General features: G+C 71.3%; 10 protein-coding genes and 1 riboswitch. Of the genes, 4 read left to right on the top strand and 6 right to left on the bottom strand.

Features of this window, described 5'->3' with window-relative positions; all coding sequences use genetic code 11:
• The first annotated feature begins 10 nt into the window (after positions 1–10).
• Both ACFO0C_RS19855 and ACFO0C_RS19850 read left to right on the top strand, forming a co-directional pair.
• A complete protein-coding gene (locus tag ACFO0C_RS19855; RefSeq protein ID WP_378068132.1) occupies positions 11–5,275 on the top strand; it encodes an Ig-like domain-containing protein in 5,265 nt (1,754 codons plus the stop codon).
• Between the two features lie 92 nt (positions 5,276–5,367).
• Positions 5,368–9,792 (top strand): Ig-like domain-containing protein, encoded by a 4,425-nt coding sequence (locus tag ACFO0C_RS19850; RefSeq protein ID WP_378068131.1) that lies wholly within the window; start codon positions 5,368–5,370, stop codon positions 9,790–9,792.
• 325 nt (positions 9,793–10,117) lie between these two features.
• Here the strand turns inward: ACFO0C_RS19850 and groL are convergent, their stop codons facing one another.
• On the bottom strand, positions 10,118–11,740 hold the full coding sequence (groL, locus tag ACFO0C_RS19845) for a chaperonin GroEL (RefSeq protein ID WP_378068130.1): 1,623 nt from the start codon (positions 11,738–11,740) through the stop codon (positions 10,118–10,120).
• Positions 11,741–12,040: 300 nt separating this feature from the next.
• Complete coding sequence (locus tag ACFO0C_RS19840) at positions 12,041–12,748, bottom strand: hypothetical protein (RefSeq protein WP_378068129.1); 708 nt, start codon at positions 12,746–12,748, stop codon at positions 12,041–12,043.
• Positions 12,749–12,831: 83 nt separating this feature from the next.
• On the opposite strand from ACFO0C_RS19840, the gene ACFO0C_RS19835 reads away from it, so the two are divergent.
• Both ACFO0C_RS19835 and ACFO0C_RS19830 read left to right on the top strand, forming a co-directional pair.
• Positions 12,832–13,335 (top strand): GNAT family N-acetyltransferase, encoded by a 504-nt coding sequence (locus ACFO0C_RS19835; RefSeq protein ID WP_378068128.1) that lies wholly within the window; start codon positions 12,832–12,834, stop codon positions 13,333–13,335.
• Positions 13,336–13,357: 22 nt separating this feature from the next.
• A complete protein-coding gene (locus ACFO0C_RS19830) occupies positions 13,358–13,828 on the top strand; it encodes a hypothetical protein (protein ID WP_378068127.1) in 471 nt (156 codons plus the stop codon).
• A gap of 235 nt (positions 13,829–14,063) precedes the next feature.
• Here the strand turns inward: ACFO0C_RS19830 and thrC are convergent, their stop codons facing one another.
• From thrC to ACFO0C_RS19810, 4 genes are all read right to left on the bottom strand, one after another.
• On the bottom strand, positions 14,064–15,347 hold the full coding sequence (gene thrC, locus ACFO0C_RS19825) for a threonine synthase (RefSeq protein ID WP_378068126.1): 1,284 nt from the start codon (positions 15,345–15,347) through the stop codon (positions 14,064–14,066).
• Between the two features lie 9 nt (positions 15,348–15,356).
• A riboswitch (SAM riboswitch) is annotated at positions 15,357–15,495 on the bottom strand.
• Positions 15,496–15,572: 77 nt separating this feature from the next.
• Entirely contained in the window at positions 15,573–16,481 is a 909-nt protein-coding gene (locus ACFO0C_RS19820) for a GNAT family N-acetyltransferase (protein WP_378068125.1), read from the bottom strand.
• A gap of 48 nt (positions 16,482–16,529) precedes the next feature.
• On the bottom strand, positions 16,530–17,399 hold the full coding sequence (locus tag ACFO0C_RS19815) for an ABC transporter permease (protein WP_378068124.1): 870 nt from the start codon (positions 17,397–17,399) through the stop codon (positions 16,530–16,532).
• The gene (locus ACFO0C_RS19810) at positions 17,396–20,131 is read right to left on the bottom strand and encodes an alpha/beta fold hydrolase (protein WP_378068123.1); all 2,736 of its coding nucleotides are present in this window, start codon (positions 20,129–20,131) and stop codon (positions 17,396–17,398) included. The genes ACFO0C_RS19815 and ACFO0C_RS19810 overlap by 4 nt, the downstream gene beginning before the upstream one ends.
• Positions 20,132–20,282: the final 151 nt, after the last annotated feature.

Genomic DNA, 20,282 nt, shown 5'->3' with positions numbered 1-20,282 from the left:
GCGAGAAAACATGCCTCGAGCCGTTCTGCGTACCCGCGCGCGGCAGGTGATCACCACCATCATCACCATGGCACTGGTGGTCGCCCTCGGTATCGCCGTCTCCTCGAAACAGGCGGAGGCGGCGATCACCAATCCGTTCACGACGCGGTACAGCGCCAACACGAACGGCTCGATCCTGATCACCGGGAACACGAACATGCAGTGCTCGGCGGCGGTGGCGACGTGTGCGCACGCCCGGGCCGGGATCAACGACAACAACGGCACCGAGACGCTGAACAACAACGGCTACGTCATGGGCTACACCGATGCCGACGGCAGCACCGACACGTTCAACGACAGCGAGGCGACGGTCAGCATGCCGACCGGCAGCCGGGTCCTGTTCGCCGGGCTCTACTGGAGCGCCGACACCAGCGCCGGCACCGGTGGGGCGGTGGCCCGGAACGCCGCCCGCAAGCGGATCGTGCGCTTCGGCGTCCCCGGCAGCGCCCTGGCCGCGATCAACGCGACCACCAACTACGAGCCGTCCGGGCTCACCACCTATCAGCAGTTCGCGGACGTGACCGCGCAGGTCGCGGGTGCGGGCAACGGCGTCTACCGGGTCGCCGACATCGAGGCGGGCACCGGCAACGACCGCTACGCCGGGTGGGCCCTGGTGATCGCGTACTACCACGCCGACGAACCGATGCACAGCCTGCGCATCTATGACGGCTACGGCGTGGTCAGCAGCAACTCGGCCTCGGTGGACATCACCGTGTCCGGCATCCAGACGCCGCAGACCGGGGCGTTCGACGCCGCCATCGGCACCGTCGTCTACGAGGGTGACTACGGCAAGGTCGGCGACGCCCTCAAGCTGAACGGCATCTCGATGGCCGACCCGGAGAACCCGGTGGCCAACTTCTTCAACAGCAGCGTCAGCTCCGGCGGCACGGCGAACACCGCGCGCAACCCGAACGCGAAGAACCTGATGGGCATCGACGCCGACCAGTTCGACGCCACCGGGCTGCTGGCCAACAACGACACCTCGGCGGCGCTGCGGCTGACCACCGTCGGTGACACCTTCTACCCGGGCGCGATCACCTTCACCACCGCCCTGTTCGCCCCCGACCTGGACGCCGGCACCACCGTCGACGACCTGAACGGCGGCGAGCTGAACCCCGGCGACCTAGTCCACTACCGCATCGCGGTGCACAACGAGGGCAGCGACGGCGCCCGCAACGCGGTCCTCTCCGACGCGGTGCCCAGCGGCTTGACCTACGTGCCCGGCTCGATGACGGTGGCCGGTAACCCGGTCGCCGACACCGCGAACCCGCTCGCCTTCGCCCTGCCGGACCTGGCGGTCGGCGCCACCACCGACGTCAGCTTCCTGGCCCGGGTGAACGAGAACACCGCCCCCGGCACCTCGATCGTCAACGTGCCGACCATGACCTATGTCGGCGCCAGCACCGGGCTCCTGCTCAACGGTATCGGTGACACCTCGGTCGTGACGGTCCGGCGGCCGAGCGTCGACCTGGTCGCGCACCTGACCGCGACGCCCGCCGTGGTGAACCGGGACGCGACCCCGGCCACCGTCACGTTCACCGCCTCGGCCCGCAACGACGGCGTCGCCCTCGAACCGCAGCCGGTCGCCACCGTCGACCTGCCCGCCGGCGTGACCCCCGGGGCGATGCCGAACGGCTGCTCGGCCGTGGCGCGCCGGGTGACCTGCGCGCTGACCCCGATCGCACCGGCCACCAGCGCCGCGGCGAGCTTCCCGGCCACCGTGGACGGCAGCGCGGCCGACACGGTCACGGCCGGGCTCACCGTCACCGGCATCGGCGACGACACCACTCCGGCGAACGACACCGACAGCGCGATGCTGACCCTCAACTCGTCGCCCAAGGCGAGCGCCGGGTCGGCCAGCACCGGCTCCGGAACGGCGGTGATCATCCGGGTACGGGACGACGTCACCGACGCCGACGACAGCCGGAACGACCTCACCATCACGATCAGCACCCCGCCGGCACACGGCACGGTGGTGGTGAACGACGACCAGACGATCACCTACACGCCGAACCCGGGCTGGCGTGGCGACGACACCTTCGTCTACCGGGTGACCGACGTGAACGGCGCCTCGGACACGGCGACGATCAGCGTCGGAACCGCGAACGCCGCCCCGGTCGCGGTGGACGACGACACCTCGACCGGGCCGGCCGCACCGGTCACGATCGACGTGCTGGCCAACGACACCGACGCCAACGGCGACACCCGTACGATCGACTCGGTGACCCAGCCGCGATCCGGCGCGGGATCGACCCGGGTGAGTGACGGCAAGGTGGTCTACACCCCGTCGGCGACGGTCAAGGGCCTGGTGACCTTCAGCTACACCATCTCGGACGGTCACGGCGGCACCGCCGTCGGCGACGTCACGGTCACCGTGGCCAACGGCCCCCCGGTCGCCGCCGACGACACCGGCACCGTTCCCTACCGCGGCACCGCGACCGTCGACGTGCTCGCCAACGACACCGACCCGAACGGCGACACACTCACCGTCGTCTCGGTGACCACACCGAACCACGGCGGCGCCCAGGCCGGGAACGACAAGGTCACCTACACCGCGCCGGCCGGCTTCTCCGGGACCGCCCGGTTCACCTACACGATCCGGGACGACAGCGGGCAGACCGCCACGGCCACGGTGGAGGTGACGGTGGCCAACGCGGAGCCCGTCGCGGCGGCCGAGTCGGCGGACACCACGCACGGCACGGCGGTGGTCGTCGACCCGGCCGGCCACTCGACCGACCCGAACGGCGACACGCTGACCGTCACCGGCACCACCACCCCGGCGCACGGGACCGTGGTGCTCAACGGCGACGGCACGCTCACCTACACCCCGGACAGCGGCTTCCGTGGCACCGACGCCTTCGGGTACACGGTCAGTGACGGCCGGGCGAGTGCCACCGGCACGGTGACGATCAACGTCGCCAACGCGGTGCCGGTCGCCCGTACCGACGCCTTCACCGTGTCCTCGAACGCACCGGCCGCGCTGGACGTGCTCGGCAACGACACCGACCCGAACGGCGACGCCCTGGCCGTCACCGTCGACACGGCACCCGCGAACGGCCGCGCCACCGTGGTCGGCGACGGCGTCGAGTACCAGGCCCGCGACGGATTCCACGGCACCGACACGTTCCGCTACACGATCGACGACGGCCACGGCGGCACCGCCCAGGCGACCGTCACGGTGGTCGCGGTCGACATGCCGCCGCAGGCCCACCCGGACACGGCGGGCACCGGCACCGACAGCCCGGTGACGATCAACGTCCTCACCAACGACATCGACCCGAACGGCGACGTGCTGACCATGACCGCGACGACCGCGCCGGCCCACGGCACGATCGTCACCAGCCCGGACGGCGTCGTCGGATACACCCCGAACCCCGGCTTCTGCGGGACCGACCTGTTCACGTACACCGTCGCCGACCCGGCCGGGAACACCGACTCGGCGTCCGTGGTCATCACCGTCGCCAACGTGGCACCGAACGCTATCGACGACCGTTCCACGGTGCGGTCCGGCGTCGCCGTCAAGCTGAACGTGCTCGCCAACGACACCGACCCGAACACCGGCCAGGCGCTGAGCGTGGCGCGGGCCGGGGCCCCCGCCCACGGAACGGTCAAAGTGGCCAACGGTGTCCTCACCTACACCGCCACCCGGGGATACGCCGGCACCGACACGTTCGACTACGTGCTCACCGACGATCTCGGGGCCACCGACACGGCCACCGTCACCGTGGCGGTCTCGGCGGTGCCGGTGGCGGGACCCGACACGGCCTCGACCGATCCCGGTACCCCGGTCGACATCGACGTGACCGCCAACGACGGTGACCCGGACGGCGATCTGCTGGCCGTCGTCCGGACCACGGCACCGGCGCACGGGCACGTGACCGTCAGCCCGAGCCGCATCGTCCGGTACAGCCCGGACGCGGGCTTCCACGGCGTCGACACCTTCACCTACACCGTCGAGGACGCCGCCGGTGACACCGGCGTCGGCCAGGTCACCGTGGTGGTGGGCAACGCCGCACCGACCGCCGTGGCCGACGTCGCCGCCGTGGAGAGCGGCCGGTACGTCGACGTGGACGTGCTCGGCAACGACACCGACCCGAACGGCGACCAGACCCTCGCCGTGACCGCGGTCGGCGATCCCGGCCACGGTACGGCCGTCGCCTCCGATGCCGGGATCCGGTACACCCCGGCAAAGGACTTCACCGGTGTCGACGAGTTCACCTACGTGGTCGGCGACGGTGCCGGCGGCCGGGACACCGGCACCGTGTCGGTGACCGTGACCGACCATCGCCCGGTCGCCGTGCCGGACCGGGCGACCACCCCGTACCAGCGGACGATCACCATCCCGGTGCTCGACAACGACGTGGACCCGGACGGCTCCCTGGCCGTGGTGTCCGTCGGCACGCCCGGCGACGGCACCGCGGCGGTCGACGGTGACCAGGTCGTCTACACCCCGTCGGAGGGCTTCTCCGGTGTCGCCACCTTCGCGTACTCGACCCGGGACGCCCTCGGGCAGAGCGCCGGCTCGACCGTGACGGTGGCGGTCTCCCCCGCGCCGCAGGCCCCGGACAAGGAGGCGGCCACCCATCCGAACCAGCCGGTCGTCATCCCGCTGCCGACCGTCGACGAGAACGGCATCGGCATCACGGTGACCTCGGTCGGGCAGCCGGAGCACGGAACGGTGCGGCTGAACGGGGACGGCACGTTCACCTACACCCCGGATCCCGGTTTCGTCGGCGTGGACTCGTTCACCTATGAGGCCGTGGACGCGGACGGCAACCGGACCACCGGCACCGTCCGGGTGACCGTGGCGGGGGTCGACGGGGCACCGGCCGCGGTGAAGGACCGGTACACCGTCGAGTCCGGCGGGTCACTCTCCTTCGACCCGACCGCGAACGACAGCGACCCGAACGGCGGTGCCCTGACCCTCCTCAAGATCAGCAAGCCGGACCACGGCACCGCGACGATGACCGGCTCGGTCGTCACCTATGTGGCGCCCACCGGCTTCACCGGCACGGAGACGCTCTCCTACACGATCCAGGACGTGAACGGGAGCACCGCCCAGGCGACGATCGCCATCCGGATCACCGCCGCCGCCGGCGTGGAACTGCCGACGACCGGCCTCGACCTCGTCCCCGCCATCTCGGCGGGAGTCGTCGCGATCGTGGTCGGCGGGGCCCTGTTGCTGTTCACCGCCGGGCAGCCGGGCCGGCACCGGGCCGGGCGGCACCGGATCTGACCGCCGGGCACGTCGGGGGCGGGTCGCGCACGCGGCCCGCCCCTTCGGCCGTTCACCCCGGCGGGGACGATCTCTGCGGCTAGCGTGAGGTGGTGCGGGGACGGCTGCTCGGCATCCTGCTCCTGGTCCTGGCCGTGCTGATCACGGCGGCGCCGCCCGGCCCTGCCGAGGCGGCGATCACCACACCGTTCGCCGCCCGGTTCGACGTGAACGCGAACGGCGCGATCATGCTGCGCGGCAACGCCAGTCTGACCTGCCCGATCGGGGTCGGCACCTGTGCCAATGCCCGCAACGGCATCGGTTCCACGGCCACCGAGGAACTCAACGACAACGGCTACGCCATGGTCTACACCGACACCGACGGGGACCCGGCGACGTTCAACGACAGCACCGCGACGGTGGCCATGCCGGCCGGCAGCAGCGTCCTCTTCGCCGGTCTCTACTGGGGCGCCGATCCGCGGGCCGGCACCAGCGGTGCCGCCGCACCCACCCCGGCGGACAAGGGCAAGGTCCTCTTTCGTACGCCCTCCGCCGCCACCTGGACCCCGGTCGTCTCGACCAGCCTGTTCATGATCTCCGCCACCGGCGCCTACCAGGGCTTCGCCGACGTGACGGCGCTGGTCGCCGGGGCCGGTGACGGGGTCTACGGGGTGGCGAACATCCAGTCCGGCCGGGGCGTCGACCGCTACGCCGGCTGGACCCTGGTGATCGCCTACCGCAACGCCGCCGAGGACTACCGCAGCCTGCGCGTCTACGACGGCTTCGGGTCGATCTCCGGGACCGAGTCGGTGCAGATCCCGGTGACCGGCTTCGAGACACCGCACAGCGGGCCGGTCCACACCGAGGTGGGTGCCGTCTCCTACGAGGGCGACCTGGGCAAGTTCGGCGACGAGCTGCGCCTGGACGGGCAGCTCCTGAGCGACGGGGCGAACCCGGCGGACAACGTCTTCAACAGCACGGTCAGTGAACGCGGGTCGCCGGTCGGAGGCCGGAACCCGCCCTACACCAACCTGTTCGGCGTCGACATCGACCAGATCGCCGCGGACGGGGTGCTCGGCAACGCGGTCACCAGCGCCACCCTGAGCATGAAGACCAACGGGGAGACGTACTACCCGGGCGTCATCACCATCGCCATCGACCTCTACGCCCCGAAGATCGTGACCACCTCGACGGCCACCGACGTCGACGGCGATTCGCTGCTGCCCGGCGACGAGATCGAGTACCGGATCGAGGTCCGCAACGAGGGCAACGACTGGGCCGACGGCGTGGTCATCTCGGACGCCTTCCCGGCCTGGACCACCTACGTGCCCGGCTCGCTGACCGTCGAGGGGGTGCCGGCCGCCGACCCGGCCGACGCGGACGCCGCCGAGGTGACCGGTGGGGCGGCGGTGTTCCGGCTGGGCAGCATCCCCTACCTCGGGGCGACCTGGGTGACGTTCCGGGTCCGGGTCGACGTGGGCGTACCGGCCGGGCACGCGATCAGCAACATGGTCAACGCCGGCTACACCGGGCGGACCACCAGCGTGAGCGTCACCTCGTCGGGCGGGGCGGTGGCCAGCACCGTGCTCCAGCCGGACGCCGACCTGGCCGCGGCGCTCACCGTCACCCCGGACACGGTGCAGCGGCCGGCCACGCCGCAGCCGGTGGCGTACACCGCGATCGTCACCAACGGCGGCCCCGACCTGGAACCGGACGCCCGCGTCACGATCACCCTCCCGGCCGGGGTCACCGCGGGCACCCTGCCGTTCGGCTGCATGGCCGTCGGCGCCGTCGTCACCTGCCCGCTCGGGCCGCTGCTGGCCGGCCATCAGGCGAGCGTGACCGTTCCGGCCGAGGCCGGCTCCACCGCCGCGGCCTCGGCGGTGGCCACCCTGACCGTGGCCGGGGACGGCCGGGACACCGGGCCCGGAGACGACACCGCGACCGCGACGCTACGGGTCAACAGCCGGCCGACCGCACCCGCCGCCAACGCCGTGACCTCGCACAACGACCCGGTCACCATCGACGTGGCGGCCCTGGTCAGCGACCCGGACGACACCGTCCTGACCGTCACGCTGGCCAGCGTCCCAGGCCATGGCACCGCCGTCGCCGGAGCGGACGGGAAGATCACCTACCTCCCGTCGGTCGGCTGGACCGGGACGGACACGTTCAGTTACCAGGTCGACGACGGCAGCGGCGGAGTCCGTACCGCCACGATCACGGTGACCACCGCGAACGTGCCGCCGGTCGCCGGCGACGACGAGACCGGCACCCCGTCCGGGCAGGCCGTCGCGATCGCCGTGCTGGACAACGACACCGACGTCAACGTCCCCGACCCGCTGTCGGTAGCCGTTCACATCCCGCCCGATCCGGCCGAGGGCACCGTCGGCCAGGCCGGGAACGTGCTCACCTTCACCCCGGCCGGCGGGTTCACCGGCCGGGCACACTTCACCTACACGGTCATGGACAGCCACGGTGACCAGGACATCGGTGACGTCTGGGTGGACGTGGCGAACACGGCGCCGACCGCCGCCGACGACCTGGCGTCGACCGATCACCACACCGATGTGCTGATCGACGTGATCGACAACGACTACGACCCGGACGGCGACCCGCTCGGGATCGACTCCGTCGGCACGCCCGCCGACGGGACCGCGATCGACGACAACGACCTGGTCCGCTACCAGCCGCCGGCCGGGTTCCGCGGCGACGTGACGTTCCCTTACGCGATCAGCGACGGCCACACCACCGTCACGGCGACGGTCACGGTCACCGTGCGTAATGCTTCCCCGGTAGCCACGGATCACACCGCCACCATCGGCACCGGCCAGTACGCCGACGTCGACGTGCTCACCGGGGCCACCGACGTCAACACGGGCGATCCGCTCCGGATCGCCGGGACCACGATCCCGGCGCACGGCACCGCGGTGGTCCAGGCAGGCGGCATCATCCGCTACACCCCCGATCAGACCTTCTGGGGTACGGACGACTTCGACTTCACGATCGACGACGGCAACGGCGGCACCGACACCCGGCGCATCACGGTGACCGTGACGAACGGGCTGCCGGTGGCCCGCGCCGACGCGATCACCGTCCCGGCCGGCAGCGCCAAGGTGATCGACGTGTTCGCCAACGACACCGACGACCCGAACGGGGAGACGGTGACCGTCACCGTGACGGTCCCGCCCGCACACGGAACCGCCGTACCCGGGCCGGGCCGGATGATCACGTTCACCCCGACGGCCGGGTATCTGGGGCCGGACACGTTCGACTACACACTCAGCGACGGGAACGGCACGACGACCACTACCGTGACCATCGGCGTCGTCAACATCGCGCCGCAGGCCAGGGCCGACACCGCCGTCACCGACACGGACACACCCGTCACCGTCGACCTGCTCGGCAACGACGACGACGCGAACGGCGACCCGGTCACCGTCGCCGCCGTGACCGGGGGCGGGTTCGGCACGATCCGCCGGGGGCCGGGCGGCACCGTCACCTACCGTCCGCGGGCCGGGTTCCAGGGTGTCGACACGGTCGGCTACACGATCGAGGACCCGGCGCGGGCCTCGTCGTCGGCCGTCCTCACCGTGATCGTCCGCAACGCCCCGCCGGTCGCCGTGGACGACGACTTCGCCGCGGAGGAGTCCGCACCGACGATCCTGGACGTACTCGCCAACGACCACGACCCGAACACCGGCCAGCCCCTCACGGTGACCGAGGTCCGCACGACCGGGGGCGGCACGGCGGTCATCGACACCGGCGGGACGGTCACGTACGTCTCGGCGCCGGGCGCGTGGACTGACTCGCTCACGTACACGATCAGCGACGACATGGGCCGCACCGACAGCGCCGCGGTGACCGTCCACATCTACCGGCTGCCCCGGCCCACGCCGTCCGCTACGGCCTCGGCGTCCCCGCCGGTCCCACCGTCACCGACCTCCCCGTCGCCGGGTGCGCCGCCCTCCGGCTCGCCGTCGCCGGTGCCCGGTTCGCCGTCACCGGGGTCACCGTCACCCGGTTCGCCGTCACCCGGTTCGCCGTCACCCGGTTCGCCGTCACCCGGTTCGCCGTCACCGGCCCCGCCGTCGTCCGGGCCGAACCGGCCTCCCCTGGTGACCGGTGACCTGACCGCGGTGACCTCGGGCGAGGAGGTGACGTTGTGGCCGGCTGGCAACGACTCGGACCCCGACGGCGACGACATCACCCTCGTGGGCGTGGGCCGGCCGGCCCACGGAACGGCGCGCACCGGCCCCGGCCCCGGGATCGCGGCCGCCGGGGAGAGCATCGGCGCGGTCACCTACATCCCCGACGACGGTTTCACCGGCCTCGACCGGTTCACCTACACGATCACCGACGGGCGTGGCGGTACGGCGACCGGGATGATCACGGTCCGGGTCACGGCGGCCCGGCCCGACATGCCGGTGACCGGCCCGGACAGCGCCTCCGTGGCCCGGGCGGGTGCGCTGGTCGTACTCACCGGGGCGTTCCTGCGCTGGCTGACCGCCGCCCGGCCCGGACGACACCGCAAACGGTGAGAAACCGACCGCCAGACCGCCACCCGACCCGGACGACACCGCAAACAGTGAGAAACCGACCGCCGGACCGCCGCCCGACCCGGACGACACCGCAAACGGTGAGAAACCGACCGCCAGACCGCCACCCGACCCGGACGACACCGCAAACAGTGAGAAACCGACCGCCAGACCGCCGCCCGACCCGCGCGGCACCGCGAAGGGTAAACCGCGCGGCACCGCGAACGGTCAACGACGACCCGGTGGCGATCGGTGGAAACGCCGAACGGGCGGGCCGCTGAGGGCGGCCCGCCCGTTCGTCAGGTATCACCTGGTGTTACTCATGGACTCAGAAGTCCATGTCACCGCCGCCCGGGGCACCGGCCGGAGCCGGGGTCTTCTCGGGCTTGTCGGCCACGACGGCCTCGGTGGTGAGGAACAGCGCGGCGATCGACGCGGCGTTCTGCAGCGCCGAGCGGGTGACCTTGGCCGGGTCGATGATGCCCGCGGCCAGGAGGTCGACGTACTCGCCGGTCGCGGCGTTGAGGCCGTGACCCGCGTCGAGGTTGCGCACCTTCTCCACCACGACGCCGCCCTCGAGGCCGGCGTTCACGGCGATCTGACGCAGCGGGGCATCGAGCGCGACCTTGACGATCTGCGCGCCGGTGGCCTCGTCGCCGGCCAGGTCCAGCTTGTCGAACGCGGTCTTGCCGGCCTGAACCAGCGCGACGCCACCACCGGGGACGATGCCCTCCTCGACGGCCGCCTTCGCGTTGCGAACGGCGTCCTCGATGCGGTGCTTGCGCTCCTTGAGCTCGACCTCGGTGGCCGCGCCGACCTTGATGACCGCAACGCCGCCGGCCAGCTTGGCCAGACGCTCCTGCAGCTTCTCACGGTCGTAGTCGGAGTCCGAGCGCTCGATCTCGGCGCGGATCTGGTTGACCCGGCCCTGGATCTGCTCGCCGTTGCCGGCGCCGTCGACGACGGTGGTCTCGTCCTTGGTGATGACGATCTTGCGGGCCGAGCCGAGCAGCGACAGGTCGGCGGCGTCGAGCTTGAGGCCGACCTCCTCGCTGATGACGGCGCCACCGGTCAGGATGGCGATGTCCTCCAGCATGGCCTTGCGGCGGTCACCGAAGCCGGGGGCCTTGACGGCGACCGACTTGAAGGTGCCACGGACCTTGTTGACGACCAGGGTGGCCAGGGCCTCGCCCTCGACGTCCTCGGCGATGATGACCAGCGGCTTGCCGGACTGCATGACCTTCTCGAGGATCGGCAGCAGGTCCTTGACCGCGGAGATCTTGCTGTTCGCGATGAGGATGTAGGGGTCGTCGAAGACGGCCTCCATGCGCTCGGCGTCGGTCATGAAGTACGCCGAGATGTAGCCCTTGTCGAAGCGCATGCCCTCGGTGAGCTCCAGCTCCAGCCCGAAGGTGTTGCTCTCCTCGACGGTGATGACGCCTTCCTTGCCGACCTTGTCCATGGCCTCGGCGATGATCTCGCCGACCGTGGAGTCACCGGCGGAGATGGAGGCGGTGGAGGCGATCTGCTCCTTGGTCTCCACGTCCTTGGCGAGCTGCGAGAGCGCCTCGGAAACGCTGGCGACCGCGGCCTCGATGCCCCGCTTGAGACCCAGCGGGTTGGCGCCGGCGGCCACGTTGCGCAGGCCCTCCCGGACCAGCGCCTGGGCCAGGACGGTCGCGGTCGTCGTGCCGTCACCGGCGACGTCGTCGGTCTTCTTGGCGACCTCCTTGACCAGCTCGGCGCCGATCTTCTCGAAGGTGTCCTCGAGCTCGATCTCCTTGGCGATGGATACACCATCGTTGGTGATCGTGGGGGCGCCCCACTTCTTCTCGAGCACGACGTTGCGACCCTTGGGGCCGAGCGTCACCTTGACGGCGTCGGCGAGCTGGTTCATGCCACGCTCGAGGCCCCGACGAGCCTCCTCGTCGAATGCGATGATCTTGGCCATACGGCGTTGTCCTCCCGGACATCCGCGGTGCCGGGCCTCGTCGGCCCCGCTCTCCGCACGTTGAGGAAGTCTGCGGACGCCACCACCTGGCGAAGGTGACGTCCTCAGGCCGAGCCGGATAGCCCGCGACGACCGGCTCCGTGCCCCGATGCCGATGGCAGCATCGCGACCGGAACCCCACCGTCCCGACCTGTTGGCACTCAGCATGCGCGAGTGCCAATCACTTGTTTAGCACTCTCCGATGGCGAGTGCAAGAAACCCCATCTTCCCGCGAATCCCCGCCGGTGGCCGCGGTTTCGACTAAGGATCTTGACGGCCCAGCTCAGCGGGGGTGCCGGCACGGGCAGGGACGGCCGGACGGGACGTGACGAGCGCCGCAATCGCCCAGGCGACCCCGACCACGGCGTCCACCCCGAACGCCACCACCCACGTCCACAGATCCGGCTCGCTGCCGGGCTCGTCGATCAGAATCGTGAACTGGTACAGCACCGTCACGACGACCGAGGCCAGCACCAGGAGCCGTAGGTCGCTGCGCGTCGCGGCCGGGTACAGGACGGCGGCGAGCAGGCCCAGGAACAGCAGGGTCACCACGCTGTACCCGGCCGGGACGAGCCAGGACCACACGCCGCCGCCGAGGGTGAGGGAGAGCGGAAGCAAGTCGTACACCGAGTCCGCGGCCATGACGACGAGAACCGACGCCACCAGCAGCGCCGCCACCCGGAGCACCGTCACCCGCCGCCTCGCCAGCAGGGCGACCACCGTCAGCGGCACCACCGTGGGAAGGACGGCGAGCAGCGGGAGCACTCTCCGGAGGAGCACGAGGTCGTCGTAGAAGGTGTCCGAGTCGATCGCCGCCCTGATCATCAGCGGGTGGATCGTCATCAGCAGTGCGGTGACGGCCACCGTCGCGGCGACGGACCACGGGTGGGCACGGACGAGCCGGAGGCCGGAGAGGGACTCGAGGACAGGGGGCTCCTCCGCGTACGGCCGCGGGAACTCATCGCTCACCGTCGAATCATGCCGCACCCCCGCCAACCGGTTTAGCGACAACCTGCTTGCCGACCCGCAGCCCCAGCGGTAGTGATGGACGCATGGAGAACTGGGACGTACGGCGGGTGACCCCGGACGACGCCGGGCGGATGCGGGCGCTCCGCCTGGAGATGCTGGCCGACAGTCCGCTGGCGTTCCTGGAGACACTGGCGCAGGCCGCCGCCCGGCCGCACGAGAGCTACCGGCAGCGAATCCGGCAGTCGTCGGAGGGGTTCGACACCGCCCAGTTCATCGTCGACCCGGGTGGGCCGCTGGTCGGGCACGCCGGCGGGACCACGGTTCCCGGCGAACCGGGCTGCACCGTCATCTTCGCGGTCTACCTGACCCCGGCCAGCCGGGGCGGCAAGATGCTCGGCCGGCTCGTCGAGGCGGTCGCCGACTGGTCCGCGGCGGCCGGGCGTGACGAGCTGATGCTCGAGGTGGTCTGCGGCAACGAGCGGGCCGTCCGGGCGTACGAGAAACTCGGTTTCGCCGACACCGGTGTCCGTCTGCCGCACCCGACCGTCCCCGCTCTCACCGAGTTGCAGATGCGCCGGCGGGTCTGAGATGGCCGGGCGCGGGTGGCACGTGACGCGGACGACGCTGACCGCGGTGAACGGGACGACCCTCGTCGGTCTGCTGCTGGCCCTCGGTACCGGCACGAAGGTCCGGCGGGGCCGGCACGGGGTGCTGATCGCGGAGAACTTCCGGTTCCGGATGCCGGCCGGCTCGTGCTTCACGGTCGGCTCGGTGATCATCACGAACCGGTCCGCCGAGTGGCTGCTCGCCGAGGAGCGACTGCGGCTGTTCACGCACGAGTCCCGGCACGCGAGCCAGTACGCGTTCTTCGGCCCGCTCTTCTGGCCCGCCTACTGGGTCGCGTGTGGCTGGTCGATCGCGCTGACCACGTCCTACGGGGTGCGCAACTGGTTCGAGAGGAACGCGGGCCTGGCCGACGGGCATTACCCGCTCGATCTCCCGCTGCGGCCGTGGGTCGTCAGGCTGCTGCGAAAGGAAGTTGGTCGGGAGGACGGACGCACAACGCCTCCGGGCACGTAGCCGTTTGGGTCAGCGCTGGATCGTTGGGACCCTCGGAGATTGTCGCCAAGCTCTGGTGAGGGGCCTCGTACGGCGTCGCGTCCTCCCGCAGAGAGCATCCTGCCCATCCGGAGATCGGAGTGCAAGTCCTCGGAGGAGGTAATTCTGACAACCGGCTGATCGCCGGTGACGGTCAGTGAGAGTTGGTCACGAATTGGTGACCTTCGCCCGTCTGCTCGGACGACCCGGAACAGGGTCAGCCGAGCAGGCCGGCCTCCCGGGCGCCGCGCAGCGACGGCTTGATCGTGTGGGTCGGTCCAACCTGGCCGGCGACCGCGTCGAGCGTCTTCAGGCCCTCGCCGGTGTTGTAGACGACCGTCTCCTTCGTGGGGTCGAGCTTGCCGCTCGCCACGAGCTTCTTGAGCACCGCGACGGTGGTGCCGCCGGCGGTCTCGGCGAAGATGCCGGTCGTCTCGGCCAGCAGCCGGATGCCCGCACGGATCTCGTCGTCGTTCGCGTAGTCCATCCAGCCGCCGGTGCGGCGGACGGCCTCGATCGCGTACGGCCCGGCGGCCGGGTCACCGATGTTGAGCGACTTGGCGATGCCGGTCGGCTTCACCGGGGTGATCACGTCGGTGTCGGCATGCAGGGCGACAGCGATCGGGTTGCAGCCCTCGGACTGGGCGCCGAACACGGTCCAGCCGCCCTCCGGGGCCTCGGCCAGTCCGATCTCGACCAGCTCGCTGAACGCCTTGTCCACCTTGGTGAGCAGCTCACCGGAGGCCATCGGGATGACCACCTGGGCCGGGATGCGCCAGCCGAGCTGCTCGGCGACCTCGTAGCCCAGAGTCTTGGACCCCTCGGCGTAGAACGGGCGGACGTTCACGTTCACGAACGCGGTGTCCTCGAACTCGTCGGTCTCCACGAGCTCGCTGCACAGCCGGTTCACGTCGTCGTAGGAGCCCTCGATGGCGACGAGCTCGCCGCCGTACACCGCGGTGGTGATGATCTTGCCGGGCTCGAGGTCGGCCGGGATGAAGACGATGCTCGGGACACCGGCCCGGGCCGCGTGGGCGGCGACCGAGTTGGCCAGGTTGCCGGTCGAGGCGCAGGAGAAGCGGTTGAAGCCCAGCTCCTTGGCGGCGGTCAGGGCCACCGAGACGACCCGGTCCTTGAACGAGTGCGTCGGGTTCTGCGAGTCGTCCTTGACGTAGAGCGGAGCCTCGATGCCGACCGCCGCGGCCAGCTGCGGGGCGGCGACCAGCGGGGTCAGGCCCGGGTCGAGGGTCACCCGGGTCGCCGGGTCCTGGCCGGCCGGCAGCAGAGCCGCGTAACGCCAGATGTTCTGCGGGCCCGCCTCGATCTGGGCCCGGGTCACCCGCGCGAGCGCCGCCTCGTCGTAGGCGACCTCGAGCGGGCCGAAACACTCGTAACAGGCGTGCTGCGCGGCCAGAGGGTACTCGGCGCTGCAGGCGCGGCAGATCAGGCCACGAGCGGGCGAGGCGGAGGTGTGCGAGGGCGCGTCGACGACAGACGTCATTAGAGTTTCCTCTCATCTTTCCCCGCGGCGACCTGCCGGAACGGGGACGGAATTAGCACCTGCCACACGCGGCTCGTCATCGAGAATCGCTGTGCGGTGGTTGCCGGGGCTTCGTCGGGCCGTATCCCTCTGCCCCTCTGGATGAGGTATTCAGTTGTTTCCAACACCTTACGACGAGATCCCGCGTACGCCACACGAAGTTCCCGAGGTGTGAGCGAACACCCTTCAGAACTCGGCGAGGCAGGAGATCTGGGTGGCCACCGGGCGGTAGCCAAGACTCTCGTTGACCGCGAGCATCGGCTTGTTCTCCTCGTCGTTGCTGGTGAAGGCGGCGCGTACCCCGGAGGCCGCGGCACGCCGCAGTGCCGCCGTCTTCACCAGCCGGGCCAGCCCCTGGCCGCGACGTGCCGGGACGGTGGCGGTCATGTCCGACCACATCCGGTCGCCGTCGCGCAGGACCAGCGAGAACGACACGATCTCCCCGCCCGCGACGGCGGCGGTGCTGGCGTCACGGTCCAGACCCGGTTCGTCCCAGATCTCATAACGCCACAACGGGTACGGCGTGGGCTGCGGCGGGGTCTCACCGGGCTCGTCGGTCGCGGCCGCCACGTCCGCCGCGTACAACGCCTCCTCCGCCACCTCACGCAGCCGCACCACCTGGATCCCGGGTGGCGCCGGCACGAACGGCCGATCGCCGAACCCGGTCAGGTCCAGGGCCGAGAAGCGCATCTCGCGGGACGGCTCGAACCCGTGGGCGCGGGCGAACCGGACCGCGTCCGGGGCGGCCCAGCTGCTCGCCCGCCGGACCCCGACCGACCGCAGGTGGCCGACCGCCTCGCCGAGCAGGGCGGCACCGAGACCCCGGCCGCGGTGCCGCGGGTGCACGTGCAGAGCGACCCGGCCGAACCCGGAATCGGCCGAGCGGGTGTCCCGGAACGCCGAGGTGAAGCCGACGATCCCGCCGTCCCTCTCGGCCACCAGGAAGATCCGGTCCCCGTCGGGTGGTGGCTCGGCGAACATGCGGCGGGTGGCCGCCTCGCCCCGGACCAGATAGGGATGGACCACGGAGCGGAGGGCGACCGCCCCCGCGGCGTCGTCGGGGCGGGCCGGGCGGATCGCGAAGTCAGCCGTCACGACCGCCATGCCATCGCGCGGCCGCCCGGCCGTCAACTCGATTGCACGTCAGGACGTGACGTCCTTGCGGGTGAACCGGAGGAACGCGATACCCCAGAAAAGGGTGGCGTAGACGACCGCGGAGATCGCCCCCTTCGCCAGGTCCTCGGTCTGCACCGGGGTGGAGAGCAGGCCCATCCAGGCGTCCGTGTAGTGGGTGGGCAGGCCGTTACGGATGCTGCCGAGGGCGTCGATCTGGTCCAGGATGCTGGACAGGATCCAGAGCAGCACCGCGCCGCCGACCGCCCCGAGAGCGGCGTCGGTCAGCACCGACAGCAGGAACGCCAGGCCGGCCACGACGAGCAGGGTGGTCGCCAGGTAGGCGCAGATCGCCAGCAGACGCAGCAGGCCCTCGCCGGGTGGGATCTCGGCGGCGATCGTGCTGCCCATCGGGGACCAGCCGTACCGCAGCGTGCCGACCAGCAGGCTGGTGCCGACCAGCAGGAACAGGGCCAGCAGCGAGTAGCCGGCGGCGACGGTCAGCTTGACGCCGAGCAGCCGGGCCCGCGGGACCGGGATCGCCAGCAGGTAGCGCAGGCTGCCCCAGCTCGCCTCGCTGGCCACGGTGTCACCGAAGAACAACGCGACCACCACGACCAGCAGGAACCCGGCCGAGACGGCGAGCCCGAAGAGCGCGAAGTTCAGCCCGCCGGAGGTGGCCAGGTCGGCCATGCTGCTGAACGCGCCGCCGCCGTTGCCGTCGTCGTCGTCGCGGCCGCCGCCACCGAACTCGAAGGCGGCCAGGACGATCAGCGGCAGCAGCACCATGAAGCCGAGCGCCATCTGGGTGCGCCGGCGGGACGCCTGCCGGCGCACCTCGGCCCAGAGCGGCATGGTGCGCGACGGCTTGTAGCCGGAAGCGGCCTCCAGGGTGGTCATCGGTCTCCACTTCCTCGCGAGTTGTCGCCGACCAGGGACAGGAACGCGTCCTCCAGGCGACGGCGCGGCACCAGCCGGTCCACCCCGATGCCGGCCTCGACCAGCGAGGCGACCACCGTGGAACGGGCCGTCCCGTTCATGTCCACGATCAGCCCGTTGGGGCCTTCGGTCTTGACCGAGGCCACCCCGAGGTCCTCGAGGATCCGGGTGGCGGCGGGCACGTCGGAGACGTCCAGCTGGACCGACGGGGAGTCCCCGACGATGTCGCTGACCGGACCGGACGCGACGATCCGGCCCTTGTTGACGACGACCGCGTGGGTGCAGGTCTGCTCCACCTCGGCGAGCAGGTGGCTGGAGACCAGCACGGCCCGGCCGTCGGTCGCGTAGCGCTGCAGGACACGGCGCATCTCGGCGATCTGCGGCGGGTCCAGCCCGTCCGTCGGCTCGTCGAGCACCAGCAGCTCCGGCAGGCCGAGCATGGCCTGCGCGATCGCGAGCCGCTGCCGCATGCCGTGGCTGTACTTCCGGGTCTTGCGGTGCACCGAGTCGCCCAGGCCGGCGATCTCCAGCGCCTCCTCGAAGTGGGCGTCGGCCCACGGGCGGCCGGTGGCCTGCCAGTACGCCTTCAGGTTCTCCTCACCGGTCAGGTGCGGCAGGAAGCCGGGGCCCTCGACGAGCGCGCCGACCCGCGACAGGATCGGGGCGCCCGGGACCAGCCGGTGCCCGAAGACGTAGATCTCGCCCGCGGTCGGCTGGGTCAGGCCCATCAGCACCCGCAGCGTCGTCGTCTTGCCCGCACCGTTCGGCCCGAGCAGGCCGACGACCTGCCCGCGCTCGACGGTGAAGCCGATCTCCTGGACCGCCACGAACCCGTCGCCGTAGGCCTTGCGCAGCCCGTTCACCACCAGCGGGGTGTCCGCGTGCTCCCCGACCACGGCCACGTCACGCCGCCGGTGCCGGACCCGGCTGACCACCAGCAGCACGGCCAGGCCGAGCAGGATCGCCCCGATCACGCCGGCCAGCACGAACCACCAGAGGCTGCCCGGGTCGGCGATCGGCGTGCCGGTCAGCGTGGGCAGGGTCAGGGCCGGCTCGACCGCGACCGTGTACGTCGCGGGCTGGGCGGGAGTGAGGAACGCCTGATCGGAGGTGGCGACGGTGATCCGTACCGTATGACCTGCCTCGATCTGCCGGACGATGGCCGGGAGCGTCACGCTGACCGGTGAGGCCGCATTGATGTCGGCCGGCAGGCCGGTGAGCTTGATCGGCGCCACCAGCCCCGCGCTGAGCGTCGCCGACCCGTTGGCGTCGACGTCGTAGAGCTTGACGAAGAGCACCGCCTCGCCGGTCGGTGACGCCGCCCGCAGTCGCAGCGTGGGCGCGCCGGCCACCTCCACCGGCGCGGTCAGCGCCGCCGACTCGAAGATCGCGTGCTGGCCGGGGACGTCCATGGCGACGCCACCGCTGAGCACCGAGCTGAGCCGGCTGGTGATGCCGGGCACCGAGGAGATGGCGCCGGGGTTGCCGTTCGGCGGGTTCGCGATCGCCTGCGCCTCGCCGGCCAGGGTGATCTCGGTGCTGCCGGTGCCGGTGAGCCCCGGGTACGACTCGGTGGAGTAGCCGTTGGTGACCAGCCCGCGGTCGAGCGCGCTGAACCCGGCCACCCGGGAGAACGTGAAGTCGTCGCCGGGCGCGTCGCCCTCGCCCTTCAGGTAGTGGTCGAGCCACTGGACCGTCAGGTATTTGAGCCGGTCGGAGTCGGAGGACGGGCCGGCGCCGCCGTCGTGGCCGCCGGTGAACCAGGCGACCCGCACCGGGGTGCCGGTCGCGGCGATGCCCTTGGCGTTGGCGTCCGCCTCGGAGAGCGGGAAGAGGGTGTCGACGGCGCCCTGGATCAGCAGCGTCGGCGCCTTGATCTTGTCGAGGACGGTGGCCGGGCTGGACTTGAGCAGCAGCGCCCGGGTCGTCTCATCGGGGGTGCCGGTGGTGGCCATCTGCAGGTAGGCCTTGCAGACGTCCTCGGCGAACCGGCCGCAGGCGGGGTCGGTCGCGGGCATCTCGCCGCCACGCCCGCCGCCGCCCATCAGGCCCAGGGCCGAGGCGCCGCCGTTGCCGAAGAAGTAGCCGGCCCACGCCTTCTTGAAGACGCCGCCGGGGACCAGGGCCTGGTTCAGATCATTCCACGTGATCTGCGGGACGATCGCGTCGACCCGCTGGTCCTGACCGGCCAGCATGAGGGCCAGCGCCCCGCCGTAGGAGCCGCCGACCGCCGCCACCTTCGGATCGCCGGTGGCGTCGGTGACCACCTCGGGACGGGCGGCCAGCCAGTCGAGCAGCTTCTGCGCGTCCTTGACCTCGTGATCGGGGCTGTCCAGGTGGATCTGCCCGGTGCTGCGGCCGAACCCGCGGGCGGTGTACGTCAGAACCGCGTAACCGCGCTCGGCCAGCGACTCGGCGTCGTCACGGACCGACTCCTTGGTGCCGCCGAACCCGTGGGCGAGCAGCACCGCGGGCACCTTGCCGTCCCGGTCGGCCGGCAGGTAGAAGCGCGCGTCGAGCTCGACGTCAGCGCCGGCGAGCCGGAGGTCCTCGGTGGTCCAGGCGTCGGGCGTGGGCCGTAACGCCCACACAGCGGCACCGGCCAGCACCACGAGGGCGGCCGCGGCGGGCAGGACCCGGCGCCGGGGAAGCCGGGAAAGCGTACGGCGCAGTCCGGCGGTCAGGTCAGGCATGGCGCACACGCTAGCCGCAATCGGCTGAGCGGCTGCTGTGAATCCTCTCAGCCGCCCGAACAGGTAAGAAGCACTCCAACCTTGCCAAAGTTGATCTTCAGAGGTAAGCGGGGCTACCCACGGACGGATAGCGTGGACGCCGCAGACCCGC

It is taken from the genome of Actinoplanes subglobosus, from assembly GCF_042650585.1.
Taxonomy (GTDB): Bacteria; Actinomycetota; Actinomycetes; order Mycobacteriales; family Micromonosporaceae; genus Actinoplanes; species Actinoplanes subglobosus.
The sequence above is the reverse complement of the archived record's forward strand: the minus strand, read 5'-3'. Positions and strand labels throughout refer to the sequence as shown.